Source organism: Streptomyces harbinensis, assembly GCF_900116145.1.
Lineage (GTDB): Bacteria > Actinomycetota > Actinomycetes > Streptomycetales > Streptomycetaceae > Streptomyces > Streptomyces carpaticus.
The window spans coordinates 210168-236173 of record NZ_FPAB01000007.1; the positions used below are offsets into that span (position 1 = coordinate 210168).

24 protein-coding genes are annotated in these 26006 nt (G+C 73.7%); 16 read left to right on the forward strand and 8 right to left on the reverse strand.

The genetic code is table 11. The annotated features are described in order from the left end of the window. Positions 1-50: 50 nt before the first annotated feature. Both BM385_RS20245 and BM385_RS27285 read left to right on the forward strand, forming a co-directional pair. Entirely contained in the window at positions 51-2285 is a 2235-nt protein-coding gene (locus tag BM385_RS20245; protein ID WP_026047388.1) for an MMPL family transporter, read from the forward strand. A 172-nt stretch (positions 2286-2457) separates the two neighbouring features. Beyond that, positions 2458-3231 (forward strand): hypothetical protein, encoded by a 774-nt coding sequence (locus tag BM385_RS27285; RefSeq protein WP_019433540.1) that lies wholly within the window; start codon positions 2458-2460, stop codon positions 3229-3231. A 21-nt stretch (positions 3232-3252) separates the two neighbouring features. Here the strand turns inward: BM385_RS27285 and BM385_RS20255 are convergent, their stop codons facing one another. Both BM385_RS20255 and BM385_RS20260 read right to left on the reverse strand, forming a co-directional pair. After that, entirely contained in the window at positions 3253-4887 is a 1635-nt protein-coding gene (locus BM385_RS20255) for a penicillin-binding transpeptidase domain-containing protein (RefSeq protein ID WP_175543049.1), read from the reverse strand. Between the two features lie 64 nt (positions 4888-4951). After that, positions 4952-6679: a dolichyl-phosphate-mannose--protein mannosyltransferase gene (locus BM385_RS20260; RefSeq protein WP_019433542.1), complete on the reverse strand. Its 1728-nt coding sequence runs from the start codon at positions 6677-6679 to the stop codon at positions 4952-4954. Between the two features lie 32 nt (positions 6680-6711). Here BM385_RS20260 and rsmI point away from each other — a divergent pair, with 32 nt between their 5' ends. From rsmI to BM385_RS20325, 12 genes are all read left to right on the forward strand, one after another. Further along, positions 6712-7602 carry a 16S rRNA (cytidine(1402)-2'-O)-methyltransferase gene (gene rsmI, locus BM385_RS20265; RefSeq protein ID WP_175543050.1) on the forward strand — a complete coding sequence of 297 codons (891 nt, stop codon included), beginning with the start codon at positions 6712-6714 and terminating at the stop codon, positions 7600-7602. Positions 7603-7639: 37 nt separating this feature from the next. Beyond that, positions 7640-7921, forward strand: a complete 282-nt coding sequence (locus tag BM385_RS20270) for a hypothetical protein (RefSeq protein ID WP_019433544.1) — start codon at positions 7640-7642, stop codon at positions 7919-7921. Positions 7922-7966: 45 nt separating this feature from the next. Beyond that, a complete protein-coding gene (locus BM385_RS20275) occupies positions 7967-8809 on the forward strand; it encodes a TatD family hydrolase (RefSeq protein WP_019433545.1) in 843 nt (280 codons plus the stop codon). After that, entirely contained in the window at positions 8802-9665 is an 864-nt protein-coding gene (rsmA, locus tag BM385_RS20280; protein WP_019433546.1) for a 16S rRNA (adenine(1518)-N(6)/adenine(1519)-N(6))-dimethyltransferase RsmA, read from the forward strand. Before BM385_RS20275 ends, rsmA begins: the two co-directional genes overlap by 8 nt. A 113-nt stretch (positions 9666-9778) precedes the next feature. Further along, the gene (locus BM385_RS20285; RefSeq protein ID WP_019433547.1) at positions 9779-10714 is read left to right on the forward strand and encodes a 4-(cytidine 5'-diphospho)-2-C-methyl-D-erythritol kinase; all 936 of its coding nucleotides are present in this window, start codon (positions 9779-9781) and stop codon (positions 10712-10714) included. Positions 10715-10716: 2 nt separating this feature from the next. Continuing rightward, positions 10717-12555, forward strand: a complete 1839-nt coding sequence (locus BM385_RS20290) for an ABC-F family ATP-binding cassette domain-containing protein (RefSeq protein ID WP_019433548.1) — start codon at positions 10717-10719, stop codon at positions 12553-12555. 724 nt (positions 12556-13279) lie between these two features. Beyond that, positions 13280-14605 (forward strand): outer membrane protein assembly factor BamB family protein, encoded by a 1326-nt coding sequence (locus BM385_RS20300; protein ID WP_093843916.1) that lies wholly within the window; start codon positions 13280-13282, stop codon positions 14603-14605. Beyond that, positions 14602-15294, forward strand: coding sequence for a response regulator transcription factor (locus BM385_RS20305; protein WP_093843917.1), 693 nt, complete (start codon positions 14602-14604; stop codon positions 15292-15294). Before BM385_RS20300 ends, BM385_RS20305 begins: the two co-directional genes overlap by 4 nt. Before the next feature lie 760 nt (positions 15295-16054). Beyond that, positions 16055-17110, forward strand: coding sequence for a galactose-1-phosphate uridylyltransferase (gene galT / locus BM385_RS20310; protein ID WP_093843918.1), 1056 nt, complete (start codon positions 16055-16057; stop codon positions 17108-17110). Then, positions 17107-18084 (forward strand): UDP-glucose 4-epimerase GalE, encoded by a 978-nt coding sequence (gene galE, locus BM385_RS20315; RefSeq protein ID WP_019433552.1) that lies wholly within the window; start codon positions 17107-17109, stop codon positions 18082-18084. Before galT ends, galE begins: the two co-directional genes overlap by 4 nt. After that, positions 18081-19247, forward strand: coding sequence for a galactokinase (gene galK / locus BM385_RS20320; protein WP_093843919.1), 1167 nt, complete (start codon positions 18081-18083; stop codon positions 19245-19247). The genes galE and galK overlap by 4 nt, the downstream gene beginning before the upstream one ends. Before the next feature lie 35 nt (positions 19248-19282). After that, positions 19283-19558 carry a hypothetical protein gene (locus tag BM385_RS20325; protein WP_019433554.1) on the forward strand — a complete coding sequence of 92 codons (276 nt, stop codon included), beginning with the start codon at positions 19283-19285 and terminating at the stop codon, positions 19556-19558. Here the strand turns inward: BM385_RS20325 and BM385_RS20330 are convergent. Next, entirely contained in the window at positions 19528-20277 is a 750-nt protein-coding gene (locus tag BM385_RS20330; protein WP_019433555.1) for a sterol desaturase family protein, read from the reverse strand. The two genes, BM385_RS20325 and BM385_RS20330, sit on opposite strands and share 31 nt — an antisense overlap. Before the next feature lie 470 nt (positions 20278-20747). Between BM385_RS20330 and BM385_RS20335 the strand changes: the two genes are divergently transcribed. Next, on the forward strand, positions 20748-21398 hold the full coding sequence (locus BM385_RS20335; protein ID WP_026047393.1) for a LuxR C-terminal-related transcriptional regulator: 651 nt from the start codon (positions 20748-20750) through the stop codon (positions 21396-21398). Positions 21399-21439: 41 nt separating this feature from the next. Here BM385_RS20335 and BM385_RS20340 read toward each other — a convergent pair whose 3' ends face one another. The 5 genes from BM385_RS20340 to BM385_RS20360 form a co-directional block, all read right to left on the reverse strand. Further along, on the reverse strand, positions 21440-21859 hold the full coding sequence (locus tag BM385_RS20340) for a hypothetical protein (RefSeq protein ID WP_093843920.1): 420 nt from the start codon (positions 21857-21859) through the stop codon (positions 21440-21442). Positions 21860-21910: 51 nt separating this feature from the next. Beyond that, positions 21911-22336 carry a hypothetical protein gene (locus BM385_RS20345; protein WP_019433558.1) on the reverse strand — a complete coding sequence of 142 codons (426 nt, stop codon included), beginning with the start codon at positions 22334-22336 and terminating at the stop codon, positions 21911-21913. A gap of 114 nt (positions 22337-22450) precedes the next feature. After that, positions 22451-23386: a bile acid:sodium symporter gene (locus tag BM385_RS20350; RefSeq protein WP_254791685.1), complete on the reverse strand. Its 936-nt coding sequence runs from the start codon at positions 23384-23386 to the stop codon at positions 22451-22453. Positions 23387-23581: 195 nt separating this feature from the next. Continuing rightward, positions 23582-24517: an SDR family NAD(P)-dependent oxidoreductase gene (locus tag BM385_RS20355; protein WP_093843922.1), complete on the reverse strand. Its 936-nt coding sequence runs from the start codon at positions 24515-24517 to the stop codon at positions 23582-23584. A gap of 47 nt (positions 24518-24564) precedes the next feature. After that, complete coding sequence (locus tag BM385_RS20360) at positions 24565-25056, reverse strand: MarR family winged helix-turn-helix transcriptional regulator (protein WP_019433561.1); 492 nt, start codon at positions 25054-25056, stop codon at positions 24565-24567. Positions 25057-25144: 88 nt separating this feature from the next. Between BM385_RS20360 and BM385_RS20365 the strand changes: the two genes are divergently transcribed. Further along, positions 25145-25951 carry a trans-aconitate 2-methyltransferase gene (locus BM385_RS20365; protein ID WP_093843923.1) on the forward strand — a complete coding sequence of 269 codons (807 nt, stop codon included), beginning with the start codon at positions 25145-25147 and terminating at the stop codon, positions 25949-25951. The last annotated feature ends 55 nt before the right edge of the window (positions 25952-26006 follow it).

The window sequence follows — 26006 nt, forward strand, 5'->3', positions numbered from 1 at the left end:
ACATCTCTTCCCTGCACACGCCCAGATACCCGGACAGGAGAACCTGCCCCGTGGCTACGTTTCTATACAAGCTCGGCCGCCTGAGTTTCCGGCGCCGCTGGCTGGTGGTGTCCGTATGGATGGCCCTGCTGGTCGCCATCGGCGCCGCGTCGGCCACCGCCGGTGACCCCGCCGAGGAAGAGTTCTCGCTGCCCGGGACCGAGGCACAGCAGGCGTTCGACCTGTTGGAGCGGGAATTCCCCCAGGCCAACGCCGAGGCGCTGAGCACCACGGTGGTCTTCCAGGCCCCCGAGGGCCAGGACATCAGCGACCCCGCCAACCAGGCCATCGTCCAGTCCGTCATCGACGAGCTGTCCACCGGTGACAACGTCATATCCGTCACCAACCCGTACGAGGGCGGCCAGCTCAGCCAGGACGGCTCCATCGGCTACCTCGACGTCACCTACGACGGCAGCTGGGCGGACGTCACCGACGACATGCGCGACCAGTTCGCCGCCGCCGTCGACACCGGCCGCGACGCCGGGCTGACCGTCGAGTCCAGCGGTGAGCTGGCCATGGCCGAGATGGACATGGGCAGCGGCGAGATCATCGGCATCATCGTCGCCGCCATCGTGCTCGTCATCACCTTCGGCTCGCTCGTCGCCGCCGGCCTGCCGCTGCTCACCGCCCTCATCGGGGTCGGCGTGGGCATGTCCGGCATCGCCGCGCTCTCCGCCACCCTCGGCCTGACCGAGATGACCGGCATCCTCGCGATGATGATCGGTCTGGCGGTCGGCATCGACTACGCCCTGTTCATCGCCTCCCGCTACCGGGCCGAACTCATCGCCGGGCACAGCCGCGAGGAGGCCGCCGGCCGCGCCGTGGGCACCGCCGGCTCCGCCGTGGTCTTCGCCGGTCTGACCGTCGTCATCGCCCTGGCGGGCCTGGCCGTCGTCAACATCCCGATCCTCACCAAGATGGGTCTGGCCGCCGCCGCCACCGTCGTGGTCGCGGTGCTGGTCGCCCTCACCCTGGTGCCGGCCGCCCTGGCGATCGTCGGCAAGCGGATCTTCGGCAAGAAGCTCCGCAGCCAGAACCCCGAGACCGGCGTTCCCACCACCCTCAGCCGCAACGGCAAGGAGAACTTCGGCTCCCGCTGGGCCAAGGGCGTGCTGCGCCGCCCGTGGACGGTGCTGATCGCCTCCGTCGCCGGTCTCGGCCTGCTGGCCGCGCCGGTCGCCAGCCTGGAACTGGGGCTGCCCGACAACGGAACCCAGGCGCCGGACACCACCCAGCGCAAGGCGTACGACCTGCTCTCCGAGGGCTTCGGCCCCGGCTTCAACGGCCCCCTCATGGTGGTCATCGAGGCCCCCGACGGCGATGTGATGGCCTCCGCCGACACCATCGCCGAGCGCATCGGCGCCCTGGACGACGTGGTGGCCACCGCCCCCGCGTTCCCGAACGAGGCCGGTAACGTCGCGATGATGTCGGTGTTCCCGGGCAGCAACCCCTCCAGCACCGAGACCAGTGACCTGGTCGCCGAGATCCGCAACGACCTGGCGCCGGAGCTGGAGTCGGAGACCGGCGTGAACATCCTGGTGTCGGGCCAGACCGCTGCCCAGAGCGACTTCTCGCAGGTTCTCTCGGACGCGCTCGTCCCGTACCTGGCGCTGGTCGTCGGCCTCGCCTTCATCCTGCTGATGCTCGTCTTCCGCTCCGTGCTGGTGCCGCTGAAGGCCGCCCTCGGCTTCCTGCTGTCGGTGCTCGCCTCCCTCGGCGCTGTCGTCGCGGTCTACCAGTGGGGCTGGCTGGGCGCGTTCGGCGCCGAGCCGCAGCCGATCATGAGCATGATGCCGATCTTCATGATCGGTGTGGTCTTCGGTCTCGCCATGGACTACGAGGTCTTCCTCGTGACCCGGATGCGCGAGGCCCACGTCCACGGCGAGGACCCGCGCCAGGCGATCGTCACCGGCTTCAACCTGAACGCCCGGGTCGTCACCGCCGCCGCCGTCATCATGATCTCCGTCTTCGCCGGGTTCATGACCATGGGCGAGTCGATGGTCATGATGATGGGCTTCGGTCTCGCGATGGCGATCCTGCTGGACGCCTTCGTGGTCCGGATGACGATCGTGCCCGCCGTCATGGGCCTGCTGGGCGAGCGCGCCTGGTGGATGCCCAAGTGGCTGGACCGCATCCTGCCCAACGTCGACGTCGAGGGCGAGACGCTGGAGAAGTACCTGGAGTCCAACGGCAAGGGCCGCGCCGCGGCCGAGGCCAAGGAGCCCGAGCCGGCCGGCGTCAGCTGACCCGTCCGGGACGCCTCCCCCGCGGAGCCCGGCCGCCGTACACCCGCACGGGTGCGCGGTGGCCGGGCTCCGGGCCGTTCCGGGCCGTTCCCGGCCGTCCCGCCCCGCCCGCCTGTTCCGGGTCCGGCCGCTCGGCTAGCATCGGCAGCCGGCGACCCCGGGAGGGACCAGGATGCGACGCACCGTCGGCACCGTCGCGCTCGTGGTGACGCTCGCCGCCACCACCGCCGGAACCGGCCACGCCGCTCCGGCAGCCGCAGGCCCGGCCGGCTGTGTCCCCGAGGCCGCGCTCGACCCGGGCACCGAGGCCGGCGCCGACGCGCTGCTCACCCTGGTCGACACCCTGCGCGCACACGGCGCGGACGACCGGGCCGTCGACACCGAACTCGCCGCCCGCGCCTGCCTGGTCCGCGCGGACACCGAGCCGGACGTCCCCGGCACCGACCTGATCGCCCTGGACGCCCCCGACGTCTACGTCATCACCACCGTGGACGGCCGCGAGCGCTGGGTCGCCATCAGCGCCTGGCAGTGGCAGACCGTCCCCGGCCCGCCGATGCACGGCGCCCAGGCCGTGGCCACCTGGTTCGACGGCGCGATCGAGCCCGTCCTCCAGGTCCTGCACCACAGCGGCACCACCCCCGCCTACCCCAGCGTCAGCCGCGAGGACGCCGCCGAGGTGAACGCCCACGGCACCGGCTTCCTCATGACGCCGCGGCAGAACGCCACCGACACCGACGTGGCCACCGGACGCACCGCGCTGGTCTTCGAGACGGCGCAGGACACCTGCGGCCCGCTGACGGTCCGTTCGGCCTTCGCCCACACCTGGCACGCCACGAGCATCGACAGCCTCGCCGTACACGCCGAGGGCCCGGCCTTCGGCTGGACCTCCACCGAAAACCGGGCCCTCGCGCTGAGCCCGCCCACCGAGGTGGACGTCAGCTGCTGACCGGCGCCCCGGCCGGCGCGCTCACGGCGCGGCGGCCAGGACCTGGGCCACCACCGGGCCCGCGTTGCTGCCGCCGTGGCCGGAGTCGGGGACCACCGCCGCCACCGCCAGGTCGTTGCGGTAGCCGGTGAACCAGGCGTTCGGCTTGTCCTGGCCGTCGACCTCCGCCGAGCCGGTCTTCGCGCCGATGTCGCCGTCGAGGCCGGACATCGCCTCGGCCGCCGTGCCGCCCACCGCCGTGCGGTGCATCAGCGACCGCAGCTCCTCGGCGGTGGCCGCCGACGGGCCGGTGGCCGTGGCCAGTTCGCGCCCGCCGATCCCGGCCGGCACCAGATACGGCTGCCGGAACGTCCCGGACTTCACGGTCGCCGACACCGAGGCCATCGTCATCGGGTTCATCCGCACGCCGCCCTGGCCGATCAGCGAGGCCGCCATCTGCGCCAGCGACTGGGTGGGCACCGCGCCGTCCAGCGTGGCGACGCCCACGCTCCAGGTCAGGCCCAGCCCGAACACGTCCCGCGCGTAGTCGCCCAGCGCCTCGTCCGACAGCTCCGGGGCCTGGCTGATGAACGCCGTGTTGCAGGAGGCGGCGAAGCTGTCCGCGAACGTACCGTCCTTGATCTCGAACTTGTCGAGGTTCTGGAACTGCCAGCCGCCGTGCTCGAAGTACTTCGGGCACGGGTGCTTCGCCCCGGCCGAGGCCAGGCCCTCGTCGATGAGCAGCCCGGCCGTCACGATCTTGAAGGTGGAGCCCGGCGCGTAACTGCCCTGGAGCGCCGTGTCGAAGCCGTCCGCCGGGGCGTTGGCCAGGCCCTGGATGGCGCCGGTGCTCGGCTGGACCGCCACCACCGCCGCCCGGTCCTTGTCCGCCACCGCCGCCTCGGCCGCCGCCTGGATCGCCGGCACGATCGTGGTCGGTACCTCGCCGGGCACCGGCTCCGCCAGCTCCAGCAGCTCCTCGACCGTGCCGCCCTCCGCGTCCGCGATCCGGGTGACGACGGCCGGGGAACCGCCCGCGTGGGCCGCGAAGCGCCCGGCTATGTCCTCCAGCACGTGCGCCAGCGTCGGATGCGCCGCGGCGGTCAGCTCGCCGCCCTCCGCGTCCAGCACCGTCACCGGCGGCAGCCCGTCGCCCGGACCGGTCTCGATGCGCAGCCCCTCGTCCAGCCCCGGGTGCAGCACGGACGGCTCCCAGTCGACGACGATCTCGCCGCTGGCCGCGTCCCGCACCACGGTCAGCTCGGAGTCGTAGGACCACTCCCGCACCGGCAGGTCCTCGTAGCCGATGCTCGCCGCCACGCTGAACGGCACCGACTCGCCTTCCGGTGTGCCCGCGCTCAGCGTGAGGTCCGTCACCGCCGCGCCCTCGGCCAGCGAGGCCAGCGCCTCCTCGGCCGCCGCCGCGTCGTCGGTCAGCGCCGCCGCACCGGCGGCGTCACCGGCCGCCCACGCGTCCAGGAAGTCACCGGAGACCTCCAGCACCTCCGCCTCGGACGGCGGCGCCGCACCGTCGTCCGGTGTGTCGTCCGAGGTGGCCGCCGCGTTCTGTGTGCCCGGCCCGTCGTCGCCCAGCATGCTGTAGGCACCGAACCCGGCGCCCGCCGCCACCACCACGAAAACCCCAGCGATGACGGCAACTTTCTGCCCGTTCCGCATCCCGTCCCTGCCCCTCGATCCACCCCGCGTGCGCAGCCTACAAGCACGCGCTGACACCCCGTGATCACACCCAGCTGGAGAGCCACATCCGCGCGCGCCAGCCGTCCAGGGAGATCTCCTGGCCGGAGTAAACGGGGTAGAAGTAGATGAAGTTCCACACGATCAGCAGCACCAGCACCCCGGCCGCCACCACCCCCAGCGCCCGGCGGCGTTCCGGGCAGCCGGGCGGCCCCAGCAGCGCCCCGATCAGCAGCGTGACCGCCAGGCACAGGAACGGCACCAGCACCACCGAGTAGAACGAGAAGATCGTCCGCTCCTGGTACAGGAACCACGGCAGATAGCCCGCCGCCACCCCGCACAGCACCGCGCCCGCCCGCCAGTCGCGGCGCAGCGCCCAGCGCCACAGCGCGTACACCAGCGCCGCGCACGCCGCCCACCACAGCAGCGGGGTGCCGAGCGCCAGCACCTCCCGCACACAGCCCCCCTCGCGGGCGCAGCCGTCCTCGCCCGGGTCGCGGGACTCGTAGAAGTACAGCACCGGCCGGCCCAGCACCAGCCAGCTGAAGGGGTGCGACTCGTAGGTGTGCTCCGAGGTCAGCCCGAGGTGGAAGGTGTACACCTCGCTGGTGTAGTGCCACAGGCTGCGCAGCGGCCCCGGCACCCACGCCCAGTCGCTGGGCCCGGCGCCCGCCCGCTCCGCCCAGTCGCGGTAGTAGCCGCCGGAGGTGGCGAACCAGCCCGTCCACGACAGCAGGTAGACCGCGAGCGACACCGGTACCAGGGAGACGAACGCGGGCAGCGCGTCCTTGCGCAGCGCCGCCAGCGGGGCGTGCCGGGCGCCGGCGGTGCGGCGGGCGGCGGCGTCCCACAGCACGGTGAGGATGCCGAAGGCGGCCAGGACGTACAGGCCGTTCCACTTGGTGGCGCAGGCCAGGCCCAGGCACACCCCGGCCACCAGCCGCCAGGGGCGCGCGCCCAGGCCCAGGCGCTCGGCGGTGGTCCGGTCCGGGCGCAGTACGGTCTCCCCGGCGGTGGGCAGCGCGGCGGCGAGCCGTTCCCTGGCCCGGTCGCGGTCCACCAGCAGCGCGCCGAACGCGGCGAGCAGCCAGAACATCAGCACCAGGTCGACCAGCGCGGTGCGGCTCATCACGAAGTGCAGCCCGTCCACCGCCATCAGCAGCCCGGCCAGGCAGCCCAGGGCGGTGGAGCGGAACAGCCGCCGGCCGATGCGGCAGAGCAGGAAGACCGAGACGGTGCCCAGCAGCGCCATCATGAAGCGCCAGCCGAAGGGGTTCATGCCGAACGCCCACTCGCCCAGCGCGATCATCCACTTGCCGACCGGCGGGTGCACGATGTAGGCGGCGGTGTCGGTGACGGGCACGTCGCCGTTGATGATGCGTTCGTTGGCGTCGTCCGGCCAGATCGTCTCGTAGCCGTGCTGGAGCAGCGACCAGGCGTCCTTGGCGTAGTACGTCTCGTCGAAGATCACCGCGTCCGGCTCGCCGAGCCGGGTGAAGCGCAGCGCCCCGGCGAGCGTCGCCACCAGCAGCGGGCCCAGCCAGCCCAGCGCCCGGGTCAGCCGGGCCGCCGCGCCGGGGGCGACGCCCAGCCAGCGCCACAGCCGGCCGGCCCCGGGCGGGTGGGGCGGCACCAGCCGCTCGCGGATCCCGCCGGGGCCGGCCGGCGGCGCATAGCCGAAGGACCGCAGCCGCCGCGCCCAGCCGCCGGGCTCGGGGCGGGGCGGGGCGTCGGTCGGCGTCGGGCCGCTGTCGGTACTCCTCACGCGGGCCATCTTGACATCCGGGTCCTGAAAGGATGGGGCGCATGACGGAGGACATGACCGAGGAGACGCGGTACACGGCGTACACCGGGGAGACCGGCACCCTGGTGCTGGCGGGCACTCCGATCGGGGATCTCGCGGACGCCCCGCCCCGGCTGGCCGCCGAACTGGCCGGTGCCGACATCGTGGCCGCCGAGGACACCCGGCGGCTGCGCCGGCTCGGCCAGGCGCTCGGGGTGCAGCCGGGCGGCCGGGTGGTGTCCTACTTCGAGGGCAACGAGACGGTCCGTACCGGTGAGCTGATCAAGGAGCTGGTACGCGGCGCCCGGGTGCTGCTGGTCACGGACGCCGGGATGCCGTCGGTCTCCGACCCCGGCTACCGGCTGGTCGCCGCGGCCGTGGAGCGCGGCGTACGGGTGACCGCCGTCCCCGGCCCCTCGGCGGTGCTCACGGCGCTGGCGCTGTCCGGGCTGCCGGTGGACCGGTTCTGCTTCGAGGGCTTCCCGCCGCGCAAGGCGGGGGAGCGGGCGGCGCGGCTGCGGGAGGTCGCCGCCGAGCAGCGCACGCTGGTGTACTTCGAGTCGCCGCACCGGGTGGCCGCCACGCTGGCCGCCATGGCGGAGGTGTTCGGACCGGAGCGGCGGGCGGCGGTGTGCCGGGAGCTGACCAAGACGTACGAGGAGGTACGCCGGGGGCCGCTCGCCGACCTGGCCCGCTGGGCGGAGCAGGGGGTGCGCGGCGAGATCACCGTGGTCGTCGAGGGCGCCCCGGCGCCGGGGCCGGCCGAGGTGGGCCCGGACGAGCTGGCCCGGCGGGTGGCGGCCCGCGAGGAGGCGGGGGAGCGCCGCAAGGAGGCCATCGCGCAGGTGGCGAAGGAGGCGGGGCTGCCCAAGCGGGAGGTCTTCGACGCGGTCGTGGCGGCGAAATCCGGCTGATCGGATTAAAATGGTGGAAGGTCTCCAAGGAGCCACCATGAACGATCCGAATGTGCCACCGGAACAAGGCGGAGCGGAGGGTTACACCACCCGCGCCGCGTATTCGTTCGCGTGTCTGAGTTGCGGCTACGGCTGGGAACAGGAATTCAGCATCGAGCATCTGCGCGACCCGCACGGCCGGCCCATGGTCGAATACCGGGTCGGAGGGCGGCGGGTCCGCTCACCGCTCACCTACCCCACCTGTCCCAATTGCGACGGGCACCGGGTGCGGGTGATGCGCCCGGGCCGGGTGGCGGCCGTGCGGCGGGTCTGGCGCTGAGGGCGGGGCGCGGCACCCGGTGCCGGGCGCCGTAGGATCGACCCCATGCCCAAGTCCGCCAAGGCGAAGGCGGAGCAGTCCGTACCGCCTCCGCCGCCCGCGCCGCTGGCCGTGCCGGTCGCCGATTCGCACACCCACCTCGACATGCAGGACACCACCGTCGAGGAGGCGCTGGCCCAGGCCGCCGCCGTCGGGGTCACCCGCGTCGTCCAGATCGGCTGCGACGTGGAGCGCGCCCACTGGGCCGCGCGCACCGCCGCCGAGCACCCCGACCGGATCTGGGCCGCTGTCGCCCTGCACCCCAACGAGGCACCCCGGCTCGGCGACGGCCTGGCCGCGGCCCTCGACGAGATCGCCGCCCTCGCCGCGCTGCCGCAGGTCCGGGCGATCGGCGAAACCGGTCTTGACTATTTCCGCACCGGGGACGAGGGAAAAGCCGCCCAGCACCATTCCTTCCGCCGGCACATCGCGATCGCCAAGGAACACGGAAAGGCACTGGTCATTCACGACCGGGACGCCCACGACGACGTGCTGCGCATTCTCAAGGAAGAAGGCGCCCCCGAGCGCACGGTGTTCCACTGCTATTCCGGCGACACGGCGATGGCGGAGATCTGCGCGGCCGAGGGCTACTACATGTCCTTCGCGGGCAATGTGACCTTCGCCAGCGCCCAGCCGCTGCGCGACGCGCTCGCCGTCGCCCCGCCCGAGCTGCTGCTGGTCGAGACGGACGCCCCGTTCCTCACCCCGGCACCCTTCCGCGGCCGCCCCAACGCCCCGTACCTCATCCCCGTCACCCTGCGCGCCATGGCGGCGGTCAAGGGCATGACGGAGGACGACCTCGCCGCCCACATCGCGGCCAACACGGCGCGGGTGTTCGCCGATGCGTGAGGACCCCCTGGACGGCGAACTGCTGAGCGCCGCCGACATCCGCGCACTGGCCACCGCCCTCGGCGTGCGCCCCACCAAGCAGCGCGGCCAGAACTTCGTCATCGACGCCAACACCGTGCGCCGCATCGTGCGCGCCGCGGACATCGGCGAGGACGACGTGGTGGTGGAGATCGGGCCGGGACTCGGCTCGCTCACCCTCGCCCTGCTGCGCACGGCCGGCCACGTCACCGCCGTCGAGATCGACGACACCCTGGCCGCCGCCCTGCCGGCCACCGTCGCCGCCCGGCTCCCGGAGCGCGCCGACCGGTTCGCGCTGGTGCACCAGGACGCGCTGCGCGTCACCGAACTGCCGGGCCCCGCCCCGACCGCGCTGGTCGCCAACCTGCCCTACAACGTGGCCGTCCCCGTGCTGCTGCACATGCTGGCGCTCTTCCCCGGCATCCGGCGCGGCCTGGTGATGGTGCAGTCCGAGGTCGCCGACCGGCTCGCCGCGCCGCCCGGCTCCAAGGTGTACGGGGTGCCCTCGGTCAAGGCCGCCTGGTACGCGGACGTCCGCCGGGCCGGGGCGATCGGCCGCACCGTCTTCTGGCCGGCGCCCAACGTCGACTCGGGCCTGGTGGCCCTCACCCGCCGCGAACCGCCGCCCACGACCGCCTCCAGGGCCGAGGTGTTCGCGGTGGTGGACGCGGCGTTCGCCCAACGCCGCAAGACGCTGCGCTCGGCGCTGGCCGGCTGGGCCGGCTCCCCGGCGGCGGCCGAGGCGGCGTGCACGGCGGCCGGCGTGAGCCCCGGCGCACGGGGCGAGGCGCTGTCCGTCGAGGACTTCGCGCGCATCGCCGAGCACCGGCCCGCCTGACGGCGCGGGAGCCGCCGCGGCGGCGGACCGGGCGGGCCGTCCCGCCCGCCCGGTGGTGCCGGGTCCCGGAGGACGTGGCCGGCCCGTCGCTGACACGGCCTAGGCTGTGGGTCATGTCCCATCCCGCTGCCTCCGTGCCGGCCGTCACCATCCGCGTTCCCGCGAAGGTCAATGTGCAGCTGGCCGTCGGCCCGCCGCGTGCGGACGGCTACCACGACCTCGCCAACGTCTTCCTCGCCGTCGGCCTCCAGGACCGGGTCACCGCCCGCCCGGCCGACCGGCTCTCCATCACCTGCGCCGGCCCCGGCAGTTCCCTGGTCCCGCTGGACGGCTCCAACCTCGCCGCCCGCGCCGCCGAACTGCTCGCCGCGCACACCGGCCGCGGCAGCGCCGACGTGCACCTGCACATCGACAAGGACATCCCGGTGGCCGGCGGCATGGCCGGCGGCAGCGCGGACGCCGCCGCCGCCCTGCTCGCCTGCGACGAACTGTGGGGCACCCGCACCCCCCGCGAGGAACTGCTGGAGCTGGCCGGCCGGCTCGGCTCGGACGTGCCGTTCGCCCTGGTCGGCGGCGCCGCCCTGGGCCGCGGCCGGGGCGAACTGCTCACCCCGCTGCCGGTCGGCGGCACCTTCCACTGGGTGTTCGCGCTCGCCGACGGCGGTCTGTCCACCCCCGAGGTGTACCGCGAATGCGACCGGCTGCGCGGCGACGCCCCGGTGCCCGCCCCGGAGCCGGCCCCCGCGCTGCTGGCCGCCCTGCGCGACGGGGACGCCTACGCGCTCGCCGCCGCCCTCAGCAACGACCTCCAGCCCGCCGCCGTATCCCTGCGGCCCGCCCTGGAGGACGTCCTGGAGGCCGGCAACGCCGCGGGCGCCCTGGCAGGACTGGTCTCCGGGTCCGGACCCACCTGCGCCTTCCTCGCCCCCGACGCCCCGACGGCCGCCCGTATCGCCACCGTGCTGGAGGGCTCGGGCACCTGCCGCGCCGCCCGCGCCACCACCTCCCCGGCCCCCGGTGCCGGCGTTCTCACCATCTCAGGAGCCTGACCTTGTCCACCCCCTCTTCCCGCAACCTCGCCAACCTGGAATCCGTCAGCAAGGTGTACGGCACCCGTACGCTGCTGGACGGCATCTCCCTCGGCGTCGGCGAGGGCGACCGGATCGGCGTGGTGGGGCGCAACGGCGACGGCAAGACCACCCTCATCCGGGTGCTCGCCAAGCAGGAGGAGCCGGACGCCGGGCGGGTCACCCACGTCGGCGGGCTGCGGCTCGGCCTGCTCACCCAGCACGACTCGCTCGACCCGGCCGCCACCATCCGGCAGGAGGTCATCGGCGACCTGCCCGACCACGCCTGGGCCGGCGACGCCCGGGTCCGCGACATCCTGACCGGCCTGTTCGGCGGACTCGACCTGCCCGGCTTCCCGCAGGGCCTGGAGACGGTCATCGGCCCGCTCTCCGGCGGCGAGCGGCGCCGGATCGCGCTCGCCAAGCTGCTGATCGCCGAGCAGGACCTGATCGTCCTGGACGAGCCCACCAACCACCTGGACGTGGAGGGCATCTCCTGGCTCGCCGGCCATCTGCGCGCCCGCCGCTCCGCGCTGGTCATCGTCACCCACGACCGCTGGTTCCTCGACCAGGTCTGCACCCGGATGTGGGACGTGCAGCGCGGTGCGGTGCACGCGTACGAAGGCGGGTACAGCGACTACGTGTTCGCGCGCGCCGAGCGCGAACGCATCGCCGCCACCGAGGAGACCAAGCGGCAGAACCTGATGCGCAAGGAGCTGGCCTGGCTGCGGCGCGGCGCCCCGGCCCGTACCAGCAAGCCCCGGTTCCGGATCGAGGCCGCCAACAACCTGATCGCCGACGTGCCGCCGCCGCGCGACAGCGCCGAGCTGATGCGGTTCGCGAACGCCCGGCTGGGCCGTACCGTCTTCGATCTGGAGGACGTGACGGTCCGGGTCGGTGCGGACCGCGAACTGCTGCGGCATCTCACCTGGCAGCTCGGCCCCGGCGACCGGATCGGCCTGGTGGGTGTGAACGGCGCCGGCAAGACCTCGCTGCTGCGCGCGATGGCGGAGTCGGCCGCCGACCCGGACGGTGAGCGGGGCGGCTCGCCGCTGGTGACGGCCGGCCGGATCAAGGTCGGCAAGACGGTGCGGCTGGCGTATCTCTCCCAGGAGGTACGGGAGGTGGACCCGACATGGCGGGTGCTCCAGGCGGTGGAGTCGGTGCGGGCCCGCGTCGAGCTGGGCAAGGGGCGGGAGATGACGGCCTCCCAGCTGTGCGAGCGGTTCGGGTTCAGCAAGGAGCGGCAGTGGACGCCGGTCGGCGATCTGTCCGGCGGTGAGCGGCGCCGGCTCCAGATCCTGCGGCTGCTGATGGACGAGCCCAATGTGCTGTTCCTGGACGAGCCGACGAACGATCTGGACATCGAGACCCTGACCCAGCTGGAGGACCTGCTGGACGGCTGGCCGGGCTCGCTGGTGGTGATCAGCCACGACCGGTACTTCGTGGAGCGCACCACCGACCGGGTGTTCGCGCTGCTCGGGGACCGGACGCTGCGGATGCTGCCGCGCGGCATCGACGAGTACCTGGAGCGGCGCGCGGCCGGCAAGCAGACGGCGCCGGCCGGCCAGGCGGCGGCCCCCGCCGCGGCGGCCGGCGCCCCGGCGCCCGCGCAGCTGTCCCGGGCCGCGCAGAAGGAGATCCAGAAGATCGAGCGGCAACTGGAGCGGCTGGAGGGCCAGGAGAGCGAGCTGCACAAGGAGATGGCCGAGCACGCCACCGACTTCGCGCGGGTCGCCGGTCTGGACGCGCAGCTGCGGGAGCTGGCGGCCCGCCGGGACGAACTGGAGACCCGCTGGCTGGAGCTGTCCGAGGGGAGCTGAGGGCGGCCGGTGGCCGGCGGGGCCGGGCCGTTGCGGCAGGGGCCGGAGCGGGGCCCGGAGCGGGGACTGGCGCCCCGGGGTGTCGGCGCGCGGTGGTACAAAGAACGGGCGTGCCGCCGCTCAGGGGGAGTAGATGTCTCAGCCGCCACCCACACCGCCGCCTTCGCCGTACAGCCAGGGCGGGCAGCCCCCTGCCGGGCCGCCGGCGGACGGGTTCGGTCCGGCGACGCCGCCGCCGAGTGGCGGGTTCGGCCCCGCGACCCCGCCGCCGGCCGGGGGGTACGGCCCGCCGACTCCGCCGCCCGCCCCGGACGGTGGGTACGGTCCGCCGACTCCGGCACCGGGCTCGGGGTACGGTCCGCCCGCGCCGAATCCGCCGCCCGCCCCGGACGGTGGGTACGGCCCGCCGACCCCGGCACCGGGCTCCGGTTACGGTCCGGCGACCCCGCCGCCGGGCGGCGGCTACGGCCCGCCGACGCCGCCCCCGTCCGGTCCCACCACCCCGGCCCCCGGCGGGGGATTCGGTCCGGCCACACCGCCACCCGCCGGGCCGCCGACGGGCGGGTTCGGCCCGCCGACCGCGTCCGGCGCGCAGCCGCCGCCCGGCACACCGTGGCCCGCCCCGTCCCCGTACAGCGGCCCCGCCGGCCCCGCCGCCGCGCCGCCCCCGCATCCCGTCATCGAGGTCAGGGAGGGCCGGCGGCCCGGCTGGCAGCTGGCGCTGATGGGGCTGGCCGGGGTGCTGGCGCTGGCGCTGATCGGCAGTGGGGCGGTGTGGCTGATCGCCGGCACCGGCGACGGCGGCCAGGACGCGGCGCCCGGCGGCCAGGACCCGCTGCCCACCGAGACCGTGGACGCCTCGCTCGCCTGGGACCAGCCGATACCCGACGTCAGCGACGGCATGATCGACGCACCCGGCACCTGGGTGTCCGGCGACCAGCTGGTGCGGCTGATGCCCGAGGGCCTGGTCGCCTACGACCTGGCGGACGGCACCGAGCTGTGGACCGTTCCACTGGAGCACCACGCGGGCAACTGCCGGGCGTCGATCTCCGCCTCCCAGGACCGGGTGGCCGTCCTCCAGGGCATGGACTGCGAGTTCCTGACGGTGGTGGACATCGCGGTGGGCGAGGAACTGTTCACCATCCCGCACGAGGCCACGTCCGGGATCGCGCTCGGCAGCTGGGACTATCCGGCCATCGTCGGTGACATCGTGGCGATCGGCACCGCGAGCGGCGGCTCCGGCTACAGCATCACGGACGCCCAGAAGATATGGGAGCCGCGCAGCGACGACGACTGCCGCGAGCGCGGCTACGCCAATGTGGACGAGACGCTGATCGCGCTGATGACGTGCGGCAACGTGCTGGAGTTCGACAGCGGCAGCATCCGCGCCACCGCGCCCTCCGGCGAGGACCTGTGGGAGTGGGAGTTCGGCGCCGAGCACGAGGGCGAGCCGTTCACGGTGGACTCCGTCATCTCGACCTCGCCGCTGGTCGTCCAGGCCCGGGTCGGCGCGATGACCGAGCAGCCGGTGACGCAGATCTGGGTGATCGACGACGCGTACGAGGAGATCGCGCACGTCGTGGACTTCGACCCGCAGCGCCAGCTGCGGCCCTGCACGACCAATGTGCTGGACCAGTGCCGGGGCGCGATGGTCTCGGACGGTTTCCTGTTCCTCGGCAGCACCCCGGAGGGCGAGGGCAACGCCGTGATCGCCTTCGACCTGAGCACCGGGACCGCACTGTACGACGTGGAGCCGATCGGCGGCGGCGATATCAAGCCGTTCGCGGTCGTGCACGGTCAAGTGCTCGCGTATCAGCTGGCGGACTCGCAGACTGAGGGCATGGTGGTCGCCCTTGATCCCGAAACCGAGCAAGCCACACCGCTGATGACGCTCGACCGTGCGCAACGGGAGGCGGAACGGACGCTGATGAGCGATGTCATCGGCGACGACGTCGCGCTGCTGTGGCACAACGGCGCGTTCATCATGGTGAACGAGAAGTATTACAGCCACGACGAGCCCGGCACTCCGGCCGTGCTGGTCTACCGATGAGCGTCCGGGTCGTGGTCGTCGACGACCGGCGGCTGGTGGCGGAGGCGCTGGCCTCGGCGCTGCGGGTGCGCGGACACCGGGTGCTGGGGGCGGGGGCGCCGGCCGGGCGGGCGGCGGATCTGGTGCTGGGGAAGCAGCCGGAGGTCTGTCTGCTGGGGTCGGCGGCGCCGGAGGCGCCAGGGGCGCTCGATCTGGTGCAGCGGCTGCGGCGCGAGGCGCCGCGGGTGGGGGTGCTCGTGCTGGGCCCGGTGCCCAGCCCGCGCGGTGTCGCGGTCGCCTTCGCGACCGGGGCGCGCGGGTATGTGCGGCACGACGAGCGCATCGAGGGGGTCGAACGCGCGATGGCCAAGGTCCGCGCGGGCGAGTCGGCGGTCGCGCCCGGCCTGCTGCGGGAGGCGTTCACCGAACTGCTCAGCCCGAGCAGCGGTCCCGACGCGGAGGGCGCGCGGCTGGCGGCGCTGCTGACCGAGCGGGAGACCGATGTGCTGCTGCGGATCGTGGAGGGCGAGGACACCCGGCTGATCGCCGCGGGTCTCGGGGTGGCCCCGAGCACGGCGCGTACCCATGTCCAGCGCCTGCTGACCAAACTCGGCACGGCCTCCCGGCTGGAGGCGGCGGCGCTGGCGGTGCGCACCGGTCTGCTGAACCACCTGCCGAACCGGCCGGCACGGCAGGCCCCTCCGTCCTGAGCCCAACGCCTGCCGGCACCCCGCAGAGCGGCGGACGGCCCCAGCCGGACGCGGCGCCTGCCGGCCCCCGCCCGGGCTCGGCCCCTGCCGGCCCTTGCCGACGCCCGCTGGGCGGCGAGCCGGTCCCGGCACGGGCAGGGCGGGAAGGCCGGAAGGGCCCCGACCTTCCCGCCCTGCCCCGCGCGCCCTGCCCCGCGCGCCCTGCCCCGCGCGCCCTGGCCCGCGCGCCCTGGCCCGCGCGCCCTCTCCGCCTGCCCCGCGCGCCCTGCGCCGCCTTGCCCCGCTCCGCTCCGCCCGGCGCCACTCGGCCCGCGCTTACCCTCTTCTTCGCCCTTGCCCCGCGTCTCTGGCCCGCGGTACCGCGGGCCTGCGCCCGGCCCCTGGCCCGCGCACTGCGTCCTGGCACGCGAGCCCGGCCGCGCGCGTGCCACCCTGCCCGCCCCTGCGCCACCGCCCCGCTGCGCCCCGGCGCCACTCGGCCCGCGCTTACCCTCTTCTTCGCCCTTGCCCCGCGTCTCTGGCCCGCGGTACCGCGGCCCTGCGCCCGGCCCCTGGCCCGCGCCCTGCGCCCCTGGCACGCGAGCTCCGCCGCGCGCGTGCCACCCTGCCCGCCCCTGCGCCACCGCCCCGCCCGCGTCCCCGCCCGCGGCAGGCGCCCGCCCGCCCGGCGGTAAGCCGCCTACGCGGTTGACGCCCCCTGCAGGGGTATGCTTCATTATGTTTGATTCTGTTGGAGTGGGTGCTGGCAAGTGAGGACGGCATGAAGAGGACCACGGTCAAGCTGGCCGATGGGCGAGAGCTGATCTATTTCGACTCCCGCGAGGACGCCGACCGCACCGCACTCGACCGGAGGCCGCTGGAACTCGCCGCGCCCTCCTCCGAGATCCGTCGCGACCGGCTGCGCGGCGAGTACGTCGGCTACGCCGCGCACCGCCAGAGCCGCACGTACCACCCCCCGGCCGACCAGTGCCCGCTGTGCCCGTCGCGGGACGACCGGCTCAGCGAGATACCGGCCGCCGATTACGACGTCGTCGTCTTCGAGAACCGCTTCCCCTCCTTCTCCGGCGACCTCGGCCGCTGCGAGGTGGTCTGCTTCTCCTCGCGCCACGACGGTTCCTTCGCCGACCTCACCCCCGACCAGGCCGCGCTCGTCCTGCACGCCTGGACCGACCGCACCGCCGAGTTCGCCGAGAACCCCGCCGTCACCCAGATCTACGCCTTCGAGAACCGCGGCGCCGAGATCGGCGTCACCCTCGCCCACCCGCACGGCCAGATCTACGGCTACCCCTTCGTCACCCCGCACACCGAGCGCGCCCTGGCCGCCGTCGCCGAGCACAAGCGCGCCACCGGCGGCGGCAACCTCTACGACGACCTGCTCGCCGAGGAACGCGCCGACGGCTCCCGCGTCGTGCTGGCCACCGACCACTGGACGGCCTTCGTGCCGTACGCCGCCCGCTGGCCGTTCGAGGTGCACCTGTACCCCAACCGCCGCGTCCCCGACCTGCGGACCCTGGACGAGGCGGCCCGCGCCGAGTTCCCCGCCGTCTACCTCGACCTGCTGCGCCGCTTCGACCGGGTCTTCGGCCCGGACATGCCCCCCACCCCGTACATCTCCGGCTGGCACCAGGCGCCCTTCCGCGGGATCGGCGACGAGGCACGCGCCGATTTCGCCCTGCACCTGGAGCTGTTCACCATCCGCCGGGGCCCGGACAAGCTCAAGTACCAGGCCGGATCCGAGTCCGGTATGAATGTGTTCGTCAGTGATTCCCTGCCGGAGGCCGCTGCCGCCCGGCTGCGAGAGGTGGCCACCGCATGACCAGCACCGGCAAGCGATACCTCGTCACCGGCGGCGCCGGCTACGTGGGCAGCGTGGTCGCCGCCCATCTGCTGGCCGCCGGGCACCGCGTCACCGTCCTGGACGACCTCTCCACCGGCTTCCGCGAAGCCGTCCCGGCCGGCGCCGAGTTCATCGAGGGCCGGGTCCAGGACGCCGCCCGCCACCTGGACGGCGGGTACGACGCCGTGCTGCACTTCGCCGCCAGCTCGCAGGTCGGCGAGTCGGTCACCGACCCGGCGAAGTACTGGTCCAACAACGTCGGCGGCGCCATCGACCTGCTCGCCGCCATGCGTTCGGCGGGCATCGGCACCCTGGTCTTCTCCTCCACCGCGGCCGTGTACGGCGAGCCGGACACCACGCCCATCCGCGAGGACGCCGCCACCGCGCCCACCAACCCCTACGGCGCCACCAAGCTCGCCGTGGACCACATGATCACCAGCGAGGCCGCCGCCCACGGCCTGGCCGCCGTCTCGCTGCGCTACTTCAACGTGGCCGGCGCCCACGGCGCGTACGGCGAACGGCACGAGCCCGAGAGCCACCTCATCCCGCTGGTGCTGCGCACCGCCCTGGGCCGCCGCGACTCCATCTCGGTGTTCGGCACCGACTACGCCACCCCCGACGGCACCTGCGTGCGCGACTACATCCACGTCGACGACCTCGCCGAGGCCCATCTGCTCGCCCTGACCGCCGCCCGCTCCGGCGAGCATCTGATCTGCAACCTGGGCAACGGCAACGGCTTCTCGGTGCGCGAGGTCATCGAGACCGCCCGCAAGGTCACCGGCCGCGACATCCCCGAGACCGCGGCCGGCCGCCGGGCCGGCGACCCGGCCGTCCTGGTGGCCTCCGCCGACCGCGCCCGCGAGGTGCTGGGCTGGCGCCCCTCCCGGACCGACCTGGCCGGGATCATCGCGGACGCGTGGACGTTCGCCCGGCAGCAGGAGAGCGCGGAATGACCACCGAGGACGTCGCCGGCCTGGCCGCCGAGCACGAGCGGCTGTACGGGAGCGCGCCGGAGGGCATATGGACGGCCCCCGGGCGGGTCAACCTGATCGGTGAGCACACCGACTACAACGACGGCTTCGTCATGCCGCTCGCCCTGCCGCACAGCGCGACCGCCACCGTCTCCCGGCGTGCCGACGGCGTACTGCGCGTCCACTCCCGCGAGATCGGCACCCCGCCGGCCGTCGTCGACCCGGCCTCCCTCGCTCCCGGCTCGGTCACCGGCTGGGCCGCCTACCCGGCCGGCGTGGTGTGGGCGCTGCGCGAGGCCGGCCACCGCGTCGGCGGCGCCGACCTGCACGTCGCCTCCGACGTACCGGTCGGCGCGGGCCTGTCCTCCTCGGCCGCTCTGGAGGTGGTCACGGCGCTGGCGCTGAGCGAGCTGTACGGTCTCGGGCTCGGCCACGAGGACCTGGCCCGGATCGGACAGCGGGCGGAGAACGGCTTCGTGGGCGCCCCCACCGGCATCCTGGACCAGATGGCCTCGGCCTGCTGCGCCGAGGGCCACGCCCTGCACCTGGACACCCGCGATCTGTCCCAGCGGCAGATCCCCTTCGACCTGGCCGCCGAGGGGCTGCGGCTGCTGGTGGTGGACACCCAGGTCAAGCACGCGCACGCGGACGGGGCCTACGGCAGGCGCCGGGCCTCCTGCGAGGCGGGCGCGGCGGCCCTGGGGGTGCGGGCGCTGCGCGACATCCCGTTCGCGGACCTGGACGCGGCGCTGGCCCGGATCGAGGACGCGGAGGTACGCCGCCGGGTGCGGCACGTGGTCACCGAGAACCACCGGGTGGAGCGGGTGGTGGCCCTGCTGGACGCGGGCCGGGTCCGGGACATCGGGCCGCTGCTGGCCGAGGGGCACGCCTCGCTGCGCGACGACTTCGAGGTCTCCTGCCCGGAACTCGACCTGGCCGTTCAGGCGTCGGCGTCGGCCGGTGCGCTGGGCGCCCGGATGACGGGCGGGGGCTTCGGCGGTTCGGCCATCGTGCTGGTGGAGGAGGACGCGGCGGAAGCGATCGGCAAGGCCGTGTCGGACGCCTTCGCGGTGGCCGGGCACACCGCCCCGCGGATCTTCACCGCCATCCCGTCGCCGGGCGCGCGGAGGCTGCCCGTACGCTGATCGCCGTTCAACTCGCTTATTGAACGGGAGAGTTAGTGATCGGCGACGTCCGCACGACGGAAGAGGAACAGCGCTATCGCACGGTGCTGATGGAGCACATCGCCGCGGAGCTGGAGGAGAAGAGCTGGGCCAGGTGCCCGGCGTACTCCCCGGAGGAGCGCACCCGGCTCACCGAGGTGGCCCGGGCGCTGTGCGTGCGTCTGGACCGGCCGGTACGGGTCGATGTCCAGGACGCCTACTCTGTGCTCTTCTCCTTCGACCGCGGCGCCTCGGAGGCGGGTCAGCTCGACGTGGGGCGCTTGTCCCTCTGACGGAACGGGTGCAGCATGCTGGCGACCACCGCGTCGGTCGGGGGGAACGACGCGGGGTCGTGCAGCCCGACCCGGTCGGGCCGGCGCCCGGGGTACCAGGTGAAGCTGCCGAACAGCGTGTCCCAGATGGACAGATCACTGCCGTAGTGGCCGGCCTCGGACAGCTCCGTGCTGTGGTGCAGCCGGTGCTGCTCGGGGTTGGCGAGGATGTACCCGACCCAGCCGGTGCTCACCTCGATGTTGGCGTGCACGAAGAAGCCCTGCGCGACGACGAACAGGCCGACCGCGAACACCGCCTCGGCGGAGAACCCGGCCAGGGCCAGGGCGAGTTGCACGATCCCCTGGGAGATCATGATGTCAAGGACGTGATTGACGCCGTTGTTGGCCACGTTCACCTTGTCCGGTGCGTGGTGCACGCCGTGCAGCCGCCACAGGTACTTGTTGGTGTGGCCCCAGCGGTGGATGAGGTAGCTGGCGAGTGAGCCGAGCAGCACGGCCAGCGGGATCTCGACGGCGAGCCCGAACCGCGGCACGTCGGGCGAGAGCCGCTGCACGCCCGCCAGTACGGCGAGTTCGGCGATGACGCTGCCGATGGTGGTGAGGAGGTAGTAGAGGCCGTACCGGCCCCACTCGCGGCGGCTGGGGTGCCAGTCGGGGTTGTGCGGGATCAGCCGCTCCAGGATGGCCAGATAGGCGATCGTGCCGATGAGGAACGGCATGCTGGCGGTGCTCAGGTCCCAGCCGAAGGCGAGGGTGGACCAGACCGTTGCGACAAGCGCGATCAGAAGAAAGGGATACGCGGCCTTGCGCAGCAGAAGACGTGATCGGATAGGGACAAATTCTGTCTTGGCGAGAGTGTCCACGGCGGATGTTACCCAGAGGGCTGATATACCACCCCTCCATCGGATAAGAGCGTTTATCTGATGAATAGCGGACGATGGGTGTGCGCCCCGCAGGGCACGGCGCTTCCCACGGCGTGCGATCCCGTCTTCGCACGGCTTTCCGGGATGGCCGACTTCCGTCAAACCCCTTCACCCAGACGTTTCCGCCCGTACATTGGAGGGACAGCATCGGTGGGGGCCGACAGCTGTTTTTCAGGGGGCGAGAGCGGTGGGTGCTACGGGACGGCGGCGGCCGTACCCGAACGCGCCCACCAGGCCCGCCCGTTCGCGTCAGGGGGCGGAATCCAGTGGATCGCATACGCGTGTTGGTGGTGGACGAGCACCGCATCTTCGCCGAGTCGCTGGCCACCGCGCTCACGGCCGAGACGGATGTGGAAGCGGCGGCCGTGGGCACGGTCCCCGCGGCGGTGCACCAGTTGGAACGGGCGGCCTACGACGTCCTGCTGCTGGACGTGGACATGGCCGAGGCGCAGACCCTGCTGACCCTGGTCCGCGAGCGCCACGGTGAGCTGCGCCCCGTGATGCTCGCGACGTACGACGATCCGCGCCGCGCCGCCCAGACGCTCACCGCCGGCGCCAACGCCTGGGTGGCCAAGGACAGTTCGCTGGCGCGGCTGCTGGTGGTGGTGCGCGGTGTGCTGCGCGAGGAGACCCATGTGCCGCCGGCCCTGCTGACCGGCGTCTTACGCGAGCTGACCCACGACCGGCGCAACCGCACCGAGCACCAGCGGCTGGTCGCCTCGCTGACCCCCAGGGAACTGGAGGTGCTGCGCTGCATGCTCTCGGGCCTGGGCCGCAAGGCGGTCGCCGAGCGGCTGTACCTCTCCCCGCACACGGTGCGCACCCACATGCAGAACGTCCTCGGCAAGCTCGGCGTCCACTCCACACTCGCCGCCGTGGCCCTCGCCCGCCGCGCGGGCGTCCCCCCGGCCGACTGACCCGGGCCGTGGCCACGGCGACGTGGCGGTGGCGGTGGCGGTCAGCCGCAGTCCATCATCAGAGAGCGGATCTCCGAGTTCAGCGCGAGGTCGGTCATCGGGCCACTGGCCCACTGGCTGTCCCCGCCGAACTCCTCCTCGGAGAAGACGACGACCCCGCAGTCGTGCACCGCCGGGATCGGGGTGCGGACCGAGTTCGCGGTGAAGGCCGGGTCGATCACCTCCTCGTCGGCGAACTCGATCTCCTGGACATGCCACTCGTCCCGCTCGTTCCAGCCCCAGCCGACCGTCATCCGGACCCGGTGGACGATCTCGCCCTGGGCGGTCGGTTCGGCGTAGAAACAGACCTCGTCGAATCCGCACGGGACGGACTCCTGCTGCACGGCCTGCGCGGCGGGAGCGAGCGTCACGGGCAGGGCGAGCAGGGCGGCCAGCGGGAGGGCCAGGCGGGTGGCGCGCATGCGGGGGACTCCTCGGGGTGGGGGTGCGTGGGTACGAAGGTGCTCATGGCGTCAGCCGCAGTCCATGACCAGGGAGCCGACCGGGGAGTCCGGGGCCAGGTTCACCAGGAACGAGCCCACCCACTGGGCGTCTCCCTCGCCGCCCTGGTGCGGTTCGGAGTAGACCCCGATGGCGCAGTCCGTCACGGCCGGCAGCGGGCCGCGTGCGGAACTGGCCACGAACGGCGGGTCGATGGACTCGACATCGGCGAACCCGATCCGCCACGGCTCCCACTCGCCCTCCTCCGACTGGGTCCAGGTCACGGTCAGCGGCGTCCGGTAGACGATCTCGCCGCCGCCGTCCGGCTCGGAGTAGAAACAGAGTTCGTTGTGCCCGCAGGGGACGAGGTCATCCGGCTGGGCGGCTGCCTGGGTCACCGGAACCAGGGTGAGAGCGGCCACGGCCGCCAGCGGAAGGGATACGCGGGTGGCGCGCATGCGGTGGTGCTCCTCGGGTGTGGGGGAACGTACCCGCCCATGCCCTCACGCCGGGCCGGCGACCGGGAGCCCACACGCCGCGCGGTCACCCGCACGGAGACCGCGAATGGGGGGCTACGGCACCAGCCGGGGGATCGCCCGGACGTATGCCACCATTCCCACGACCTCCACCAGGGTCTGGGTCACCACGATCACGGCGGCGACCGCCAGGGCGTCGGGGAGGGCGAGGGCCAGGGGCAGGACGACCAGGGAGTTGCGGGTGGCGCCGGTGAAGACGATGGCGCGGGCGTCCGGGGTGGTGAGCCGGAAGAGCCGGGCGACGGCCCGGCCGGCGAAGGCCATCACCAGCAGGAAGAGGACGTAGAACGGCACCACGCGGGCCACGTCGCCGGCGCTGTCCCCGAGCTTGGGGAGCTGCGAGGCGACCACCGTCAGCAGTGTGGCGGCCATCAGCGGCACCATGGCGGTCCCCACCGCCTCGCTCACCCGCCGCCCGGCGGGCCGGCGCGCGGCCCATGCCTGGGTGAGCCAGGCGAGGGCGAGCGGGCCGGCGATCAGGACGATGAACGCCTCGACGAACGGCCCGGGTTCGATCACATCGCCCAGCCCGGAGCCGAGAAACAGCAGCAGGAAGCCGGGCAGCAGCACCAACTGGGCGAGCAGCAGCAGCGGGGTGGCCGCCAGCAGCCGCTCGGCGCTGCCGCCGGCCAGTCCGCTGAAGACGATCACGTAGTCGACGCACGGGGCGAGCAGCACCAGCAGCACGCCCAGGCGCACCGCCCGGTCGGCGGGCAGGAAGGGGAACAGGGCGGCGACGACCAGCGGCACCACCGCGAAGTTCACCACGAGCGCCGCCGCCAGGAACCGGCCGGCCCGCAGCGAGCGCAGCAGCTGGGCCGCGGGCACCTGGAGGAACGTCACGTACAGCAGGGCGGCGAGCACCGGGTTGATCGCGTGTTCCAGCGACGGCCCCGCCCCCGGAGCCACCCACCCCGCCAGGGCCCCGGCGGCCAGGGCGCCCAGATAGACGGCGACCTGGTGCCGTTCCATGGCCGCGACGGGGCCGGCTGACTGCGACAACGTGGGTGCTCCTTTTTTGCGACGCGCGACCGGTGCCCTGGACGACCTCCCGCTCTGAGGGGGCCGCCCCGCGACGGTAGCCGAGCGCCCCGCCGTCGTCCTCGGCCGGGGCCGTCCGTCGCCCCGCCACCCCGTCGTCCCGTCGCGCCCGCCGTGCCCCGCCGGTCAGGCGAAGGCGTCGACTCCGGTCAGCTCGGCGGACAGCGCCCACAGCCGCGCGGCCTGGTCCGGGTCGGTGGCCCACTCCCGTACCGCGTCGGGGCCGGCGATGTCGCAGTCCACGCAGTACGCCCCGCCCTCGCCCGCCAGGCGCGGGGAGGTGGCGGCCCAGACCTGGGTGGCGGCGCCCTGGGCGGGGGTCTTGAAGTCGGTGCGGACGGTGCCGTGCTCGTCGATCCAGCCCAGCTCCGTCATCTCCTCCGTCGTCAGATGGCGCTGGAGGGTGGTCATGATGGGCCCGGGGTGCACGGAGAAGGCGCGCACGCCGGCGTCCCGGCCGAGGGTGTCCAGGTGCAGGGCGAACAGCGCGTTGGCGGTCTTGGCCTGGCCGTACGCCCGCCACTTGTCGTAGCCGTGGGTGAACTGCACATCGTCCCAGTGGATGCCGCCGCGCATGTGCCCCGCGGAGGAGACGGCGACCACCCGGGCGCCGCCGTCCCGGGCGAGGGCGGGCCACAGCCGGTTGGCGAGGGCGTAGTGGCCGAGGTGGTTGATGGCGAACTGGGCTTCCCAGCCGTGCGGTCCGACGCGGGTCTCGGGGCAGGCCATGATGCCGGCGTTGTTGACGAGGATGTCGGCGGACCGGTCGGAGGCCAGGAAGGCGTCGGCGAAGCGCCGGATGCTCTCCAGGTCGGCGAGGTCGAGTTCGGCGACCTCGGCGTGGCCGTCGAGTGCCTTCTCGGCCGTCCCGGGCCGCCGGGCGGCGACGACGACATGGGCGCCCGCGCCGGCGAGCGCGCGGGTGGTCTCAAGGCCGAGCCCGGCGTAGCCACCGGTGACGACCGCGAGTTTCCCGGAGAGGTCGATCCCCCGCAGGACGTCCTCGGCCGTGCTGTGGGCGCCGAACCCCGAACCGATGTGCTGCTGTGCGGTGGTGGTCATCCCCTCACCGTACGAGCGGGAGCGCGCTCGAAGTCAACGTTTTCCGGTCAGGTGTTGTCGAAGGGGGCGGTGAGGGTCCGGAGCAGGGTGGCCAGGTTCTGCCGCTCGGGGGCGGTGAGGCCGTCCAGGATGGCGCGCTCCTGGTCGAGGAGGCCGGCCAGGGCGGCGTCGGCGTGCTGGCGTCCGGCGGGGGTGAGGCGGACCAGGACGCCGCGCCGGTCGCTGGGGTCGGGGAGGCGTTCGACGAGGCCGCGTTTGGCGAGCCGGTCGATGCGGTTGGTCATGGTGCCGGAGGTGACGAGGGTCTGGGTGAGCAGCGCGCCGGGGGAGAGCTGGTACGGGGTGCCGGCCCGCCGCAGTGCGGTGAGCACGTCGAATTCCCAGGTCTCCAGTTGGTGTTCGGCGAACACCTGGCGGCGGGCGCGGTCGAGGTGGCGGGCCAGCCTGCTGACGCGGCTCAGCACCTCCAGCGGCTCCACGTCGAGATCGGGGCGCTCCCGACGCCAGGCCGCGACCAGTCGATCGACCTCGTCCTTCATGCAAGGCAGTGTAGTAGTTCTGTCGATGTGAAGTCTCTTGAAGCCGTTTATCTTGACATCGAGATAGCTGAGCGTGCAGGGTCGTGGCATGAACGATCTCTGGGACCCCGGCCAGTACCGCCACTTCGGTGACCACCGCACCCGCCCGCTGCGCGACCTGCTCGCCCGGCTGCCCCGGCTGACCGGCCGGCCCCGCGTCGCCGACCTCGGCTGCGGCCCCGGCGCGCCCACCCGGCTGCTCGCCCAGCACCTGCCCGGCGCCGTGATCACCGGCTACGACTCCTCACCCGCCATGCTCGCCGAGGCCGCCGCGTACGCCGGAGACACGCCCGGCGGCGGCTCGGTGGACTTCGCCCGCGCCGATCTGGCCGCGTGGGCCCCCGAGCCGCGCACCTATCGGCTGATCCTCTCCAACGCCGCCCTCCAGTGGGTGCCGGACCACGCCGCCCGCTTCCCGCGCTGGATCGCCGCGCTGGAGCCCGGCGGCGTCCTCGCCTTCCAGGTGCCGGGCAACTTCGGCGCCCCCAGCCACACCCTGATGCGCGAACTGGCCGCCGACGGGCCCTGGCGCGACCGGCTCGCGGGCGTCCTGCGCACCGGCGACCCGGTGGACACCCCCGCCGGCTACTACGCCGCCCTGGCCGGTCTCGGCTGCGCCGTGGACGCCTGGGAGACCACCTATCTGCACCGGCTGGAGGGCGAGGACCCGGTGCTCGACTGGGTCATGGGCACCGGGCTGCGCCCCGTCCTGGCCGCGCTGGAGGACGCGCCGCAGGCCCGCGTCGACTTCCTCTTCGCCTACCGCGACGCGCTGCGCGCCGCCTACCCGCCGGAGCCGGACGGCAGCACGCTCTTCCCCTTCCGCCGCATCTTCGTGGTGGCGGTGGCGCCCTGACGGCCGCCGGAGCCGGATTCCCGGCACCGGCCTGAGCGCTTCGGCAACCTTCTGA